Annotated in this window: 16 protein-coding genes; all 16 read right to left on the bottom strand. The window is 33.3% G+C overall.

Translation table 11 applies throughout. From position 1 onward, the window contains the following. Window positions 1–94 precede the first annotated feature (94 nt). Entirely contained in the window at window positions 95–451 is a 357-nt protein-coding gene (cccA, locus tag CN692_RS15085; RefSeq protein WP_098119991.1) for a cytochrome c550, read from the bottom strand. A gap of 790 nt (window positions 452–1,241) precedes the next feature. Continuing rightward, window positions 1,242–2,360, bottom strand: coding sequence for an RNA polymerase sigma factor RpoD (gene rpoD, locus CN692_RS15080; RefSeq protein WP_069034168.1), 1,119 nt, complete (start codon window positions 2,358–2,360; stop codon window positions 1,242–1,244). A gap of 29 nt (window positions 2,361–2,389) precedes the next feature. Then, window positions 2,390–4,198 carry a DNA primase gene (dnaG, locus tag CN692_RS15075; protein ID WP_098119990.1) on the bottom strand — a complete coding sequence of 603 codons (1,809 nt, stop codon included), beginning with the start codon at window positions 4,196–4,198 and terminating at the stop codon, window positions 2,390–2,392. 518 nt (window positions 4,199–4,716) lie between these two features. After that, window positions 4,717–5,529 carry a pyruvate, water dikinase regulatory protein gene (locus CN692_RS15070; protein ID WP_098119989.1) on the bottom strand — a complete coding sequence of 271 codons (813 nt, stop codon included), beginning with the start codon at window positions 5,527–5,529 and terminating at the stop codon, window positions 4,717–4,719. 20 nt (window positions 5,530–5,549) lie between these two features. After that, a complete protein-coding gene (locus tag CN692_RS15065) occupies window positions 5,550–6,188 on the bottom strand; it encodes a helix-turn-helix transcriptional regulator (RefSeq protein ID WP_098119988.1) in 639 nt (212 codons plus the stop codon). Window positions 6,189–6,285: 97 nt separating this feature from the next. Continuing rightward, window positions 6,286–7,071: a DNA repair protein RecO gene (gene recO, locus CN692_RS15060; protein ID WP_098119987.1), complete on the bottom strand. Its 786-nt coding sequence runs from the start codon at window positions 7,069–7,071 to the stop codon at window positions 6,286–6,288. A gap of 27 nt (window positions 7,072–7,098) precedes the next feature. Then, the gene (locus CN692_RS15055) at window positions 7,099–7,242 is read right to left on the bottom strand and encodes a YqzL family protein (protein WP_098119986.1); all 144 of its coding nucleotides are present in this window, start codon (window positions 7,240–7,242) and stop codon (window positions 7,099–7,101) included. Between the two features lie 318 nt (window positions 7,243–7,560). Continuing rightward, the gene (era, locus tag CN692_RS15050; protein WP_098119985.1) at window positions 7,561–8,469 is read right to left on the bottom strand and encodes a GTPase Era; all 909 of its coding nucleotides are present in this window, start codon (window positions 8,467–8,469) and stop codon (window positions 7,561–7,563) included. After that, a complete protein-coding gene (locus CN692_RS15045) occupies window positions 8,462–8,860 on the bottom strand; it encodes a cytidine deaminase (RefSeq protein ID WP_098119984.1) in 399 nt (132 codons plus the stop codon). Before CN692_RS15045 ends, era begins: the two co-directional genes overlap by 8 nt. 43 nt (window positions 8,861–8,903) lie before the next feature. Then, window positions 8,904–9,284: a diacylglycerol kinase family protein gene (locus tag CN692_RS15040; protein WP_098119983.1), complete on the bottom strand. Its 381-nt coding sequence runs from the start codon at window positions 9,282–9,284 to the stop codon at window positions 8,904–8,906. Next, entirely contained in the window at window positions 9,265–9,738 is a 474-nt protein-coding gene (ybeY, locus tag CN692_RS15035) for an rRNA maturation RNase YbeY (RefSeq protein WP_098120096.1), read from the bottom strand. Before ybeY ends, CN692_RS15040 begins: the two co-directional genes overlap by 20 nt. A gap of 12 nt (window positions 9,739–9,750) precedes the next feature. Further along, entirely contained in the window at window positions 9,751–11,853 is a 2,103-nt protein-coding gene (locus CN692_RS15030) for an HD family phosphohydrolase (protein ID WP_098119982.1), read from the bottom strand. Between the two features lie 75 nt (window positions 11,854–11,928). Further along, complete coding sequence (locus tag CN692_RS15025) at window positions 11,929–12,891, bottom strand: PhoH family protein (RefSeq protein WP_098119981.1); 963 nt, start codon at window positions 12,889–12,891, stop codon at window positions 11,929–11,931. A gap of 3 nt (window positions 12,892–12,894) precedes the next feature. Beyond that, the gene (gene yqfD / locus CN692_RS15020; protein ID WP_098119980.1) at window positions 12,895–14,082 is read right to left on the bottom strand and encodes a sporulation protein YqfD; all 1,188 of its coding nucleotides are present in this window, start codon (window positions 14,080–14,082) and stop codon (window positions 12,895–12,897) included. A gap of 48 nt (window positions 14,083–14,130) precedes the next feature. Beyond that, window positions 14,131–14,379, bottom strand: a complete 249-nt coding sequence (yqfC, locus tag CN692_RS15015; RefSeq protein ID WP_098120095.1) for a sporulation protein YqfC — start codon at window positions 14,377–14,379, stop codon at window positions 14,131–14,133. A gap of 1,343 nt (window positions 14,380–15,722) precedes the next feature. After that, window positions 15,723–16,172: a GatB/YqeY domain-containing protein gene (locus tag CN692_RS15010; protein WP_098119979.1), complete on the bottom strand. Its 450-nt coding sequence runs from the start codon at window positions 16,170–16,172 to the stop codon at window positions 15,723–15,725. Between the last annotated feature and the right edge of the window lie 12 nt (window positions 16,173–16,184).

The raw sequence follows: 16,184 nt of genomic DNA, 5'->3' as shown, positions 1-16,184 counted from the left end.
ATTTCATTTTATTTTCATCAATATTATTTTACACTAAAATTGCGTATAAACCAAAATGACCCCTTCATATGAAGAGGTCATTTTTAAAACTTGATTATTTTTTCTCAGATAACCATTTTGCAACAGCATCCAATTGTGCACCTTGTAGTAATCCAGCTGGCATTCCGCCTTCTTTACCGTTTTTAAGAATGTCTTTGATTTGATCTTCTGTGTATCTAGAACCTACTTTAGATATGTTTGGTCCTACTACCCCTTGTAATTGATCACCATGACAGCTAACACATGTTTGAGCATATATTTCATCTGGCTTAGTAGTTGCTGTTGCAGCTGGCTTTTTATCACCGTTAGCAATTTCATCAGCCTGTTTTGCCCCTTTTAATGAAATAATTAGCATGACTGCGATTCCTAGTGCTGCAATAAGAGCAAAAGGAATTAATGGATTTCGTTTCATTATGATCCCCCTTATGTAACCCCTTAAAAAATAAAATTAATGACTATAACATTATTATTGTATACGATTAAAAACAATAAAAAAAGTATTAAGTTGGATAAATTTAAAAATTGTTAAACGATTTCATAAATATATAAACCTTCCTACTGTAAAGGATTACATTGGATATAGCATAATTCCAATTTCTAAATAAAAATAAGCAATCCTTTGTTTTAACTAAATAAGTAAGTTTTTTTAAGAAACCATTTAAATGCAAAGTCATCCATTTAACTTTTAATTTGCTCCAAATCATATTTGAAAAAAATTGGTAAAATTTCCAATCCATTCTGTTATGAAGAGTAAGAAAATAATTGCAAAAGCGATATAGGTAATTTGTCTCCATACTACTTTTCAGTTCATTAGGAGTATTGAACTAAAGATAATAATATTTAAAAAAGTAGGGTAAATGAGTGTTTGCAAATTTAAAGACAATTCTGTAAAATAAAGTAAATAGCTTTCTAAAAGTATTAAATGGTGGAATTACTACTAGATTTATGATATCCATTTTTGCTTAAAATATCCTTTGTTTTAACTTCTGAATAATTTTATTAAAAGTTAATGATATTTTTAGATTTGGGATGAATTTCATACTCCGAATGTAGCATAGCACTACATGTAAAATTTTAGTACCGACATTCGATATATTTTGACAAATATATTTTATATGACATATTAACTATTTAAAACGTTTTCATAAAATTTTTTAGCAAAAAAAAAGTTTACCCAACTAAGGATAAACTTTTTAAACTTCCTATTCTAAGAAATCTTTTAGACGTTTACTGCGGCTTGGATGACGTAATTTACGTAGAGCCTTAGCCTCAATTTGACGGATACGCTCACGTGTTACACCAAATACTTTACCAACTTCTTCTAAAGTACGAGTACGTCCATCATCTAAACCAAATCGTAATCGTAAAACATTTTCTTCACGATCTGTAAGTGTATCAAGAACATCTTCTAATTGCTCTTTTAGCATTTCATAAGCTGCGTGTTCAGCTGGAGAAGTAGCTTCAGAATCTTCAATGAAATCTCCTAAATGTGAATCATCTTCTTCACCAATTGGAGTTTCTAATGAAACTGGTTCCTGAGCAATTTTAAGGATTTCTCGTACCTTTTCTGGTGGTAAATCCATTTCTTCACCAATCTCTTCAGGAGATGGTTCACGACCTAAATCTTGAAGTAATTGACGTTGAACACGAATTAATTTGTTGATTGTTTCCACCATATGAACTGGAATACGAATTGTTCTCGCTTGGTCAGCAATAGCACGAGTAATTGCTTGACGAATCCACCAAGTTGCATATGTACTAAATTTATAACCTTTACGGTAATCGAACTTCTCTACGGCTTTAATTAAACCCATATTTCCTTCTTGAATAAGGTCTAAGAAAAGCATACCACGACCAACATAACGTTTTGCAATACTTACTACTAAACGTAAGTTAGCTTCTGCAAGACGACGCTTAGCTTCTTCATCGCCTTCTTCAATTCGCTTCGCTAAGTTGATTTCATCTTGTCCAGAAAGTAAATCAACTCGACCAATTTCTTTTAAGTACATACGTACAGGGTCATTAATTTTAACACCAGGAGGAACACTTAAATCATTTAAGTCAAATTCTTCTTCCTTCTCTAATTGAGTCCCTCTAGGCTCATCATCAGCATCACCAACAATATCAATGCCTTGTTCACCTAATTGCTCATAAAATTCTTCCAATTGATCTGAATCAATTTCAAAACCATTTAAGCGGTCTGCAATCTCTTCATATGTAATTACACCACGTTTTTTACCATTTTCAATTAATAATGCTTTTACTTGATCAAGTGTTACTTCTGTTTCCGTATCTTTAGAACGAGCCGATTTATCAGCCATCTGTTCCCCTCCTTCGAAAAGTTCGCGAATCATTTAACATATTTCATACTAGATCTTAGCTGAGTAATCTGTTGGAGAATCGTTGCAGCTTTTACAAAATCTCCTTCACGTTCAGCTTTTTTAAGATCCATTTCTTTTTCACGTATACGTTGTTGTTTATCATAGTTGTTTAATGCATCTAAATAATCCTTTAACTCTCGCTCTGTTAGTTCAGGTGCTATCTGTAAATTGACAATTTTTGAAACTACTTCAAGTAACCCTTTTGAAGGAAGGTAATTCATAAATTTACTAATATTAGACTCATTGCCCTCTTCATAATAAGCATAAAGATGGATTATAATCTCGGAATAATCATTATTGTAGAATAGACCCTGATATTGTGATCTTACTTTTTCTGTCACTTCGCTACTATTAAGCATATGGGCCAAAAGTAATTGTTCAGCTCTTACATGTGCAGGAAGAAGTGTCTTAGAAGTAATATCGCGTTTGATATCAGTTTTTACTTCTGTTACATTAGATATACGATTTGCCTGATTACTATATTGTCCAAATTCCTTCTTAAGTACTTCAATCGAAATAGAAAACTCTTTTGAGAGTTGATTTAAGTAATAATCCTGTTCGATCAGTTGACTTAGTTTAGCAATTTCTTGTAGCATTTCTTTTAAATACTGAAATTTAACAGTTTCATCTAAAAGATTTTTTCCTTTTCGATGATATTGCATTTTAAAACTCATTAATGATACACTAGCTTCAATAATAGAGGTATTAAATTTTTCTGGACCAAATTGTCTAATGTATTCGTCAGGATCTAAGCCGTCTGGCATTTGAGCAACTTTAATGGTAAATCCTTCTTTCTGAAGAATTTTAGCTGCTTTCTCTGCCGCATTAATACCAGCTTGATCTGAGTCGTAACAAATGATAATTTGATCAACAGAAGTTTTCAAGACTTTTGCTTGATCCTCTGTTAATGAAGTTCCCATTGTTGCAACGGCATCATGGACGCCAGCCTTAAAGGCTGATATGACATCTGCAAAACCTTCCATTAAAATAGCCCGATTTTGCTTTCGCATGACATTTTTTGCTTGGTAAAACTGATATAATAATTTTCCTTTATGGAAAATTGATGATTCAGGACTATTTAAATATTTTGGTGACCCTTCACCCATTATTCTTCCACTGAATGCAACAATTTTTCCTTGATGGTTATGAATTGGAAAAATTAATCGATTTCGAAATCGATCATAGTAATTACCATCACGTTCACTTCGAACAACTAGACCAGCTTTTTCCATGATCGGCATTGAATAGCCACGTTTTTCTAATACCTTCGTAACAGCATCCCAAGAATCTAAAGCAACACCAAGCTCGAAATGCTTTATTTCTTCTCTTGAAATTCCTCTGTTATTTAAGTATTCTAACGCTTGTTTACCTTCTGTTGTGTTAACTAATAGATGATGATAGTACTTTTTGACAAACTCATGAGCTTCAAGCATAATGGCAAGCTCAGTAGATTGCGGATTCTTTACTGTGTCAATTGTATCTGTTGGTAACGTGACATTTGTCTTCTTTGCAAGCTGATGGACTGATTCTTGAAAATTTAGCCCTTCAAGCTGCATAATGAAAGAAATCGCATTACCACCAGCACCGCATCCAAAACAATGAAAAATTTGTTTTTCAGGAGACACAGAAAAAGATGGTGTGCTTTCCCCATGAAATGGACATAGTCCAAAATAATTTCTTCCTTGTTTTTTCAGAGGAACATATTCACTCACTACATCAACTATGTCAACTGACTGACGAACTTGTTCGACAAGCTCATCGGGAATTCTGTTTCCCATACTGACAGCTCCATATACTATTTTATTCGATAAAACTCACTGTATTCCTTCATGATTCGACAAAAATATTTCCATATTTTCCACTTAATTTTTAAAAGCTTTTTTAAGACAAATATGAATTAATAATTATTCTGAAAAAAGAAGTTTTACAGTAGTTCATAAGCATCGCATCCAACTGCTAGTTCTGGTTTTCTTTAACCCATTTATTTATCGCTTATGATTAATTTCTACACGTCTTTTGTAATTCCTTCAAAACATGTATCGATTTATGTAGTTTTATTTCCATCCTTCAATAAACTAGGAAGCACATATTCATAGTTTATTCGTAAGTATAAAAAGTTAAACCTATTATTAGTTCATTTCATACAATTTTTTATTATAATCTATTTCATCTAGGAAATCTAGCAATATGCACTGAAGATTTATTATCTTTTTAAAACTTTATCTTTTACCATAAAAAGATGAAAACACATTAGAATAATCTAATGTGTTAGCCTCGAGAGATCCAACTAAAAAAATTAACGAATCTGTTTATTTTGGTAATAATAATTTAAAATAACATTAGCCGATTCTTCCACAGCTTTACTTGAAACGTCTACTACTTTACAACCGATTTGATTAACAACATTATTAAAATGCTTTAGCTCTTCTTCAATTCTAGAAATATTAGCATAGCTAGCACCGTCATGAAGTCCTAATGAAATCAATCTTTCTTTTCGAATATGGTTTAATTTTTCTGGTGAAATCATTAAGCCAATGCATTTTTCTTTAGGTACTTTTAACAATTGTTCTGGTGGGTCAACTTCTGGAACTAAAGGTACATTGGCAACTTTAAATCCTTTATGAGCTAAATATTGAGATAAAGGCGTCTTAGATGTTCTAGACACACCTATTAATACGATATCCGCTTTTTCAATCCCTCTAGGATCTCTTCCATCATCATATTTAACCGCAAATTCAATTGCTTCAATACGTTGGAAATAATCTTCATCTAGTTTACGAACAACACCGGGTTCATTTCTAGGTTCCAGTTTATGAGTTGTTGAAATTTTATCGATTAATGGACCAATTAAATCGTAAACAATCACTCCAGCACTTTGTGCTTCATCCAACAATTTCTTTCTCATGTCAGGTTTAACTAACGTAAATACAATAATTCCATTATTCTCTTTTGCTACTTGAACGATTTCAATTAATGTTGCATTATCTTCAACGTATGGTACACGTCTAATCTCGAATTTTTGATGAAATTGACTAATTGCCGCCTTTACGACATGCTCCGCTGTTTCACCAACAGAATCTGATACAACATAAACGATTGAATTGCCCATATGTTCACCTCTTAACTTTACTAAAACATATCATTGTTCATTAAGTCTACAATCGCACGAGTAAAATTTGTTTTTGTAAATCGACCAATTACCTCAAGTCCATACTCACTTTCACGAACAACAGGGACAGCATCAATTTGTTTTTCAATTAAACTCTTAGCTACATTATAAATTGTATCATCTTTATAACAAATTGTAATGTTTGGCATCCTCGTCATAATAATATCTACAGGTAATGTATGCAAATCTTTATTTCCTATGCTTGCACGGAGTAAATCTTTTCTTGAAAGTACTCCTGTTAATACCGAATTTTGATCAACAACAAATAAAGTACCTACGTCTTCAAGAAACATTGTTACTATTGCGTCATACACTGACGAACTTCGATCAACTACAACAGGAATCGCCTGAAACTCTTTTACCGTTAGTTTTTTTATTCGATCAATTACTTGAGCACCACTTGTTCTTCCAGTGTAATAATATCCAACTCGAGGTCTTGCCTCTAAAAAGCCAGTCATTGTAAGAATAGCTAAATCCGGGCGAAGCGTAGCTCTAGTAAGAGCTAGCTTATCTGCTATATGTTCACCTGTAATTGGTCCATTGTTTTTTACAATTTCAAGAATTTGAGTTTGTCTTTTTGTCAGTTCGATCTTCCTCACCCCTAACTATCCAATATGTTATACTCTCTAATAAATATTATATACTATTTTTACAATTTAAAAAAGAAAGAAGGAAATAGTTAGCCTATTTCCTTCCTCAGGTTTCAGAATCTTTATTATTTTTCAGAAAATTATCCATAACTTTTAATTGCTCTAAAAATTTACGTGATTTTAAATAAATCCCGCTATATTCATCATAATAAGAAAATAAGATTTGTTGTAAATTTTTCTTCGTCGCTTCACTGACCTCGATTTTACCAAGACGATTTACATCAAAGTGATAAAACAGCCTCATTAATTTCACTGACTTTTCAGTAACAGAAAAAGCATAAGGATCAGTATGTTTACAACGCTGACATAAAAAGCCACCATCTTTCACAGAAAAGGCAACAAAGATATTCTCATTTGCACTACATCTACAATTCACACAATGATCAAAAAACGGGTGATATCCTAAAACAGGAATCATTTTTGTCATAAATAAATAAGTCAAAACTTCAGCATCTGCTCCTTCATTCATATGTTGAAGCAATTGAAGAACTAACTCAAATAAATACGGATTATTTTTCTTCTCATCCACCGCTTTATCTGTCAGCTCAACAACAATCGAAGCATAGGCAGTTGCAATTAAATCACCTCTTAAATCACGAAATGAATCAATTAACTCTCCTTGACTTAATGTGCCTAATCCTGAGCCTTTTTGAATTAAAAACGACCCATATGTAAAGAGTTGTGTAACAGAAGCAAGTCGACTATTCGTCTTCTTTGCCCCTCTTGCCACAACTCCTATCTTACCTAATTCTCTTGTTAAGAGAGTAATGATAACATTTGATTCTCCATAAGCGTTTGCCCGTAATACAATTCCTTCTACACGCTGTAACAAATAACTCACCATCCAATTGGATGAAGGTTAAGTATGTAGGGAATCAATATCAGCTATTTCTTCATCAATGTAACTTTTCTGATCCGTATGTTCTTGTTCAAGCTGCTTAAACAATAAATATGTCTCAAGATTTCCAGTTTTAGAAAAGACATCCCAGGTAAAATTCAACATTGAGAAACCACCTTTCAAGAATAGCTACAACTCATTGCTCATTACCTATAGCCAATTACTTTCCCTGCTTACTTATAATGTGACCTTCTCTCCCGGTTTTCATGTGTATAAAATTTACTAAAATCAAAAATAAAAAGCTTGCAAAACTCAAGGGAATGTGTTTGGTTATTAAATAATAAGATTAACCCTGTTAAAACTTAGAACCATAGCCTAAGAACTACAAATCTTAATCTTAATCCTTGACCTATAGCCTTAGAACTCTAGATCTTAGGCTTAATTATTTACCTATCCTCTAACCCTTACTCCTTACTAATGCTCTTAATACTCATCCTCACGGAACCCTAAATCTCTTAATTGAGACATACGGTTGCGCCAATCCTTTTGAACTTTAACCCATAATTCTAGGAATACTTTCGTATCAAGTAAATTCTCTATATCTAATCGAGCACGTTTGCCAACCTCTTTTAACATGCTTCCTTGCTTACCGATAATAATTCCTTTTTGGGAAGATCTTTCAACGACGATCGTTGCATTTACATAAATCGCATTACCTTCAGGACGTCTTTCAATTTGTTCGATAATAACTGCAATTGAATGTGGTACTTCTTCCCTCGTTAAATGCAACACTTTTTCTCTAACTAACTCAGAAATAATAAATCTTTCTGGATGATCTGTTACTTGGTTTGCTGGATAATATTGCGGTCCTTCTGGCAAATAAGTTTTGATAACTTGCAATAAACGATCGACGTTATTACCTTGCAATGCTGATATCGGAACAATTTCAGCAAATTCATATAAATCTTTATATTTATTAATTAGTTCAAATAATTCATCAGGATGAATTGTATCAATTTTATTTATTACTAAAATGACTGGACTGCGGCTACCTTGTAGCTTCTCGATAATAAATTCATCTCCACGACCAAAACCTTCATTAGCATTAATCATAAATAACGTAGCATCAACGTCTTTTATTGAGTCTTGAGCTACTTTTACCATGAAATCACCAAGTTTGTGCTTTGGTTTATGAATACCTGGCGTATCAATAAAGACAATTTGTGCATCATCTTCTGTGAACACACCTTGAATTTTATTACGAGTTGTTTGAGGTTTGTCACTCATTATAGCGATTTTTTGACCAACAACACGATTAAGGAATGTACTTTTCCCAACATTTGGTCTACCTATAATTGAAACAAAACCTGATTTATAACTTACTTTATTCATTCAAATCCTCCGATGTAAATGCTCCTGGCAATAATTCTTTTACTGTTGTTTCTTGGATTACTCCATTTAAGTTCGATAAATATACTACTGTATCTGGACCACAAAGTTCAAATAAAACTTGACGACATGCACCACAAGGTGGGACAGGTCTCTTAGTATCCGCGACGACAGCTACAGCTGTAAACTCCGTAATTCCATCAGAATAAGCTTTAAATAATGCAGTACGTTCTGCACAATTTGTAAGGCCATACGATGCATTTTCTATGTTACAGCCACGAATAACTTGACCATCCTTTGTAAGCAATGCAGCACCAACTTGAAACTTCGAATATGGTACATATGCATTTACTCTAGCTTTGATTGCCTCATTAATAAGTTCTTGTTTATCCATTTATGTAGCCTCCTAATATCGCCCGAATACGAAGTGGGTCTTATTAACGTAGTATAGTAAAATACGGAAAAAATAGCAAAGCTCCAATAATGATTGAAATGATTGCAGCGACTAATACTGCACCTGCTGCAACGTCTTTCGCTTTTTTAGCTAATGGATGCTGATCAGGTGATGCTAAGTCTACAGCTGCTTCAATTGCAGAATTAACAAGTTCAAGCGAAATAACAAGCGTAATGATCAGCAGAAGTATTAGCCAATCAATTCGACTAATTTGTAAATAAATTGCAAGTCCGACTGAAACTAGTGCTGCAAATAAGTGAATTTTTATATTTCTTTCTTCTTTAATTACTTTAAAAATGCCACTAAATGCATATCCAAAAGAGTTAACTAATGGCGATCTTTTTTTAAAGTCTTTCAAGGCCATATTTTTCTAATATTTCCTTTTGTTTTGTAAACATCACTTTTTCATCGGCTTCATTCATATGATCGTAACCAAGTAGATGTAAACATCCGTGAACTGCTAAAAAACCTAATTCACGTCGGAATGAGTGACCATACTCTTCAGCTTGTCTTTTTGTAGTAGGAATTGATATAACGATATCACCTAAAGTACGTGGTAAATCAACACCAACGATTTCAATTTCACCTTCACCTAACTCTTCCATAGGAAATGAAATGACATCAGTAGCACGATCTTTTTCTCGATATTCTTTATTGATTTCATGAATTCTTTCATCGTCTACAAATGAAATTGAAATTTCAACTTCTCCTGATACACCTTCATACTCAAGAGCACACTCCATCAACCCTGTTAAATCAGATTGTTGTTCTTCTGTAACCTCATTCGTTTCATCTATAAAATCAATTTCTAATTGAATCATTACCTCACCTTATCTTTCATCCGGATACTGTATTCTTGAATGGAAAGTACCTTTTAAAGTCTCACACAATGATTTCTCAACTATATGTAATTCTTTTAAGTTTAATTCACACATTGAAAATTGACCATCATTCAAACGATCATTCACGATCGAAGAAACTAATGCTTCGATTTTTTCCATATTCGGGTCTTTTAACGAACGTACTGCAGCTTCAACACTATCAGCAATTCCAACAACTGCAGATTCTTTCGAATGAGCTTTTGGACCTGGGTATCGAAAATCAATTTCTTTTACATCAGGATTGTTTTCTTTTTCTTTATAATAAAAAAACTTTAATAAAGTTGTCCCATGATGCTCAGCTGCAATATCAATAATATCTTTTGGCAAATTATATTTTTTTAGTATTTTTACTCCATCACTTACATGCCTAATAATAATATCCTTACTTCGAATCGGTTTAATTCGATCATGTGGATTACGGCCACCCATTTGATTCTCAATAAAGTATCCTGGATTATTCGTTTTGCCTATATCATGATAATATGCACCGACTCTTGCTAATAAACCATTCGCTCCAATCGCTTCACATGCACCTTCAGCCAAATTTGCAACCATAATACTATGATGATATGTTCCTGGGGCCTCTAGTAAAATTTTTCTTAATAAAGGATGATTAGGACTGCCTAATTCAACCAATTTAAATGAAGATACCATCCCAAAAGAATCCTCAACAAATGGTAAAATCCCCATTGTAATGACACTTGATAAAACTCCGGAAGTTAAGCCCATTAATAAATAAATTCCGATTTCAACTGAAGAATATTGACCATTTCGAATCAGAATTAACGAAAATAAAGTGGCAATATTAACAAGCGAAATTAAGAAACCAGCATGTAAAATCATTGAGCGTTTATTTTTTACCTCGTTTAAAAATAAAACAGCGATTGAACTAAACAAAATATATATTCCAGTCGAGTAATTAATCGCACCATTCACATCTTGATTAAACATCAGACTGCCACAAATGGAGAAAATAATCGACGACACCATTAAATATCGATTACCTAATAGAAACTTAATTAACAATGTTCCTATTGCTACTGGAGCTACATATACGAGACCAGAAAATTCAACCTTTTGAAACAAACTAACAATTTTTAAAATTAAAATCGTAAAAATTATGATGCTGTAATATGCAACTATATAAACATTACCCTTTTCTTTTAACGTTTCAGTTTGCTTCACCACAAAATACATTAATACGCCAATTAATAAAATTAAGCCGATATACGGTTGAATCGATTGTTTACTTTGAATTAATCCGACTAATTTTAATTGATCATATTTTTCCTTTGTAATTGTTTCACCAGCTTTTACTAAAACTTGTCCTTGTAAAATATAAACACTATCTACACCTTCACTCTCGATGCGTCTTCGCTCTTTTGTCTCTTCTGCATCAAAAAAGTAGTTTGGAATAATAGCATATTCGCCAATTGAAATCATCGCATCTTTTAGTGAAGGATTCACACTAACGTATGATAATTCGTTTCTTAGTTTACTACGTGAATCCTCAATTTGACTCGTTGTAATTTCTTCACTCATCACATTATTAATTGAAGTATTTAATGATGCTTTAGAAATATTTAACTGTTCCTCTGATGATCTTAATAAAGTACTATAGACACTGTCTTCAAAATTTTTACGAACATCGTCTGGTAATCGTTTCTTAACATCGCTTATTTCTTTATCAAGAAGGTCTTGTCCTTTTAATTTATCATCTTTTGCATTTTTAGTTTTTACTTCTGTTACAATATCAAAAATTGAATTTACTATGTCAATTCGGTTTTGCGTATAACCCTCTTCATATTTAAAAACGTCCTCTACTCTTGCTGCTGCTTCTTGACGCTTCTTATATGTAGCTGCTTTATCTTCAATCGTAATTGGTGAATAAATAGTGTCACTCGCGATTGCTAAAAGCTCAATATCGTATTTTACCGGTCTAACATGACTAATTAAAAGAAGAAAACTTGTTAAGCCTAATGCAATAATACATAGTAATATGACAAGAGTCTGATTCTTAAAACGTAGAATTAAAGCTTGCAAACTATTCATTGTTTCCCCTTTCTAGAAATGCACCTCATCATAAAAATACGAAATGACCCTATCATATTGTAGGGTCACAACGAATCATTCTTTTGCTAAATCATAAGCTTGAATAATCTTTTGTACTAATGGGTGACGAACTACATCGGTTTGTTCTAATATCGTCATACCGATCCCCTCCACACCCTTAAGTGTATGTTGAGCCGAAATTAAACCGGACTTTACTCCTTTAGGTAAATCAAGCTGAGAAGGATCACCCGTTATCACCATTTTAGAACCAAATCCTAAACGAGTCAAAAACATCTTCATTTGAGCCATTGTCGTATTTTGAGCTTCATCTAGAATGACAAAGGCATCTTCCAAAGTGCGTCCCCTCATATAGGCTAAAGGGGCAATTTCAATCGTCCCTCTTTCAATTAATCGAACAGTATGCTCTTGTCCTAAAACATCATGAAGCGCATCGTATAGCGGCCTTAAGTAAGGGTCAACTTTTTCTTTTAAATCACCCGGTAAAAACCCTAAACTTTCTCCAGCTTCCACAGCAGGTCTCGTTAAAATAATTTTACTCACTTTATTATTTTTCAATGCTTGAACAGCCATGACAACTGCAAGATATGTTTTACCTGTACCAGCAGGCCCAATTCCAAATACTAAATCATTTGATTGAATAGCACGAAGATAATGTCTCTGTCCAAAAGTTTTAACACGAATTGGCTTCCCTTTTGAATTCTTTATTATTTCCTCGTCATACAACCTAGCAAATGAAGATAGCCGTCCCTCTTTAGCCATCTGAATTGAGTATGTCACATCCCTTGATGTAATACTCACTCCATTTCGAATAACCTCTAAAAGAGCTTGGATGATTTGCTCAACAGTTTTCACATTCTCATCCGCACCTGAAACCTGTACAGATTGTCCACGTGACACAATTTTAACATCAAGCAAATTTTCAATAACTTCCAGATGTTTATCATTTGTACCAAATAAGGCAATTGCTTCGTTTGGATCCTCTAGTTGTTGATTAATCGTTAGTAGTTGTTCTGGCATTACTCAGTCCCCTTGAACAATAGTTTTCGTTTTAGTGATATCTTCTAAAACTTTATAATACATTCTTAAATTAACTTTACCATTGTCTATTGACTCGTGCAAAACTTTTTCTTGTAAAATCTTGGCATCCGGACTCAACTTTTTCATTAATTCCTTCCGACCGAATTGTTTTCCAAGTTCAGCAGCTTGCTCTTTAGAGTATGACCTAACAAAACCATTACTTTCAAGAATTGTTTTTTTAGTGAAATATATCGGTAATTTCCATTTTAAAAATTTAAATTGATACGAACTACTTTCACCTTCAAAAGATTTATATTTATTCTTTTCAAAACCCCAAAATTTTATTTTATTTTCTTTAGTCCCAATATAGTACCTCGTTTTTCTCTCTCCAGTTAGCAAAGTAAAAGGAGTATCCAAAGGAATACTAATAATTTCCTCTCTCCAAACTTCTCCCATAATTTTACCAACAGCCGGGACTAAAATAGGGTGCTCCTCCGTTCCAAGGACCCCAGATACTAATACTTGACCTTTTTTTACAAAATCATTTTTCACTACCATTGGCTTCCCTTTTTCAACAAACAAACTTGCAATAACCGCTTCTTCACTAGCAATAATATCTCGTGGTTTTAACGCTTTCTCTGGCTTTGGAAGATGCTTCTCAACTACTTCAAAATGAAAGGTAGTCCCCTTTAATTGCACACCTACCCAAGTCAACGAAGGATTATCATCTTGTAATTTCTTCTGGATTGTTTGCATTTTTGGTATTGAAAATTGAGAAGCTCCTGTCTTAACACCCATTGCCGTTAAATCTTTCCGAAGCTTATACTCAATTTCAGGAGATGCACCTTTTATATCAACACGCCAAACCATATTCGAAAGCAAAAATAAAACAACCAAAAATCCAACAATCCCAACAACAAAACCAAAATACTTCCAAGCTCGTCTTATTTCAAAAGGCAGTCCCTTCCTGCCAATAAAGAAAACCCTATACTCCTTTTTACGAGGAATATTCTTAATCCGTTTATAATCCTTTAACTCAATCGTAAAAGTAATAGAATTTGTTCCACTTTTTTTCACATCCCGCAAAGGAATCCCTTTACGCATACAATCATTTAAAAAACGTTCTGGTCCAAGCCCCATTACTTTCACTTGAACCATCCCTGTTAAATTTGAAGTCCACTCGTTTTTCATCCTAATCCCCCATGTTCATTAGACTGATCATGGTGTATGTTCTAGATGCTATTCATTAATAAAATACACATGCTCAATTTCGCCCTCCAACAAAATCTCCTCAGGCAACATCGTCTTCAGCACAAAATCCTTACCCTTAATCAATAACTGCCCTTGTTTCATTAACAAACGCAATTCATTATCCGTATAAACAAGTAAACCTCTATGATTTTCAATATAAATATGTAGTTGACCTAACATCGTAATACGTGGCAATTCCAAAAGAACATCTGGTGGTAAGTCCATCTTACTTGACATCCATGTTTTTAAACTATGCGCTAATCTTTTCAAGATAGACTCCTCCCCCTTTCATATCATATTTATGATGAATTTTAAGAAGGTATGATACAAATTGAAAAAGGAAATAGGAAATTTAAGACGCATAAAATTTAGTTATTGATATAGTGAGGTGTATTAGGTTGGGATTATTTAAGGGTTCTGGGATTAAGACTTGATGTGTGGTGGTTTGTGTATGCCTTATTCAAAGAATGAGGTATGGATTGAGTAGTGGGGGTTCTTTTTCTGAGAGATGGAAGTGTGATGGAAGTGCGCTCTCAGTATGGTAAGTGCGGGAACTTATAGTGGGGTGTTCTTTTTCTGTGATGGAAGTGCGCTCTCTATCGATAAGCGCAGGAACTTATAGTGGGGTGTTCTTTTTCTGTGATGGAAGTGTGCTCTCGGTCGGTAAGCGCGGGAACTTGTAATGTGGTGTTCTTTTTCTGTGATGGAACCTAGAAAGTGGTGTAAAAACTAACCCCTGGTTTGATCTTTTTTAATGGAAACAAGCAAATTTTAGTGTTTTTGAATTAGTTTCGAAAAAAATTTAAAATAATTTTGCGGTATGATGGCTGTTTTCTTTGATAAAGAGCTCTTAATTTGTGTTCTATGGTTTTTATTTGCAGTTTTGAAGGTTTTAATTGCAGTATCACGTTTTTTATTTGCACTTTCGAAGATTTTATTTGCAGTTTTACAATTTTTATTTGCACTTGGAAGATTTTATTTGCAGTTTTACAATTTTTATTTGCACTTTCGAAGATTTTAATTGCAGTTTCACAATTTTCATTTGCACTTGGAAGATTTTATTTGCAGCTACAATCAACATATTTGCACTCTACATAGGTTTATTTGCACATCGCAACTTTCTCTTTGCACGCCGTAATTTTCAAGAAATTCAATCCATGCACCAACCACCATTAAATAATCTAATTGACCATTTTATACTAATTTTGATCCATCATACTAAGAAACGATCTCATTTTCAGTTCATTTTGCTTTAAATGATAATGAAACGAACCAAATCACTTTATTTTCTTAACTTTATTAGCAATTACATGGATTTTAATGATGATTCCTGAATCTTATTTGCGATTCCTGATTTTTATTTGCGATTCCCAGATTTTATTTGCGATTCCTGATTTTTATTTGCGATTCACTAAATTTATTTGCGATTCCTGATTTTTATTTGCGATTCCCAGATTTTATTTGCGATTCCTGATTTTTATTTGCGATTCCCAAAATTTAGCGATTTACTAAATTTATTTACGACTCTTTACGTCGCCCAATTAATTACACAAAAAAAATAAACGTCTATAAATAGACGTTTATTTTAACAGACTTGCTACAGCCTTATTCACAGAAGAGCCATCAGCTTGTCCTTTTACTTTAGGCATAACTGCACTCATAACTTTCCCCATGTCAGCTTTTGATGTAGCACCGACTTCTGAAATTGTAACGCGTACAATTTCAAGAAGTTCGTCTTCAGATAATTGTTGAGGCAAGTATTCTTCTAGAATCAGTAACTCTTGCTTTAATTTATCCACAAGGTCTTGACGACCAGCTTTTTCGAATTCCAGGAGGGAGTCTTTACGTTGTTTCACTTCACGAGTTAAAATTGTTAACTCTTGATCAGCTGACAATGTTACATTATTCCCTAAGTTAATTACTTCATTTTGCAATGATGCTTTCACCATTCGGATAACGGATAACTTGTCTTTATTTTTTTCCTTCATCGCTTGTTTCATATCTGAATTCAAACGTTCGAGAAGACTCATAGTAACACCCTC

It is taken from the genome of Bacillus sp. AFS002410, from assembly GCF_002556365.1.
Taxonomy (GTDB): Bacteria; Bacillota; Bacilli; order Bacillales; family Bacillaceae_G; genus Gottfriedia.
Note: the sequence above shows the minus strand (reverse complement) of the source record. Positions and strands in the feature narration are given on the sequence as shown.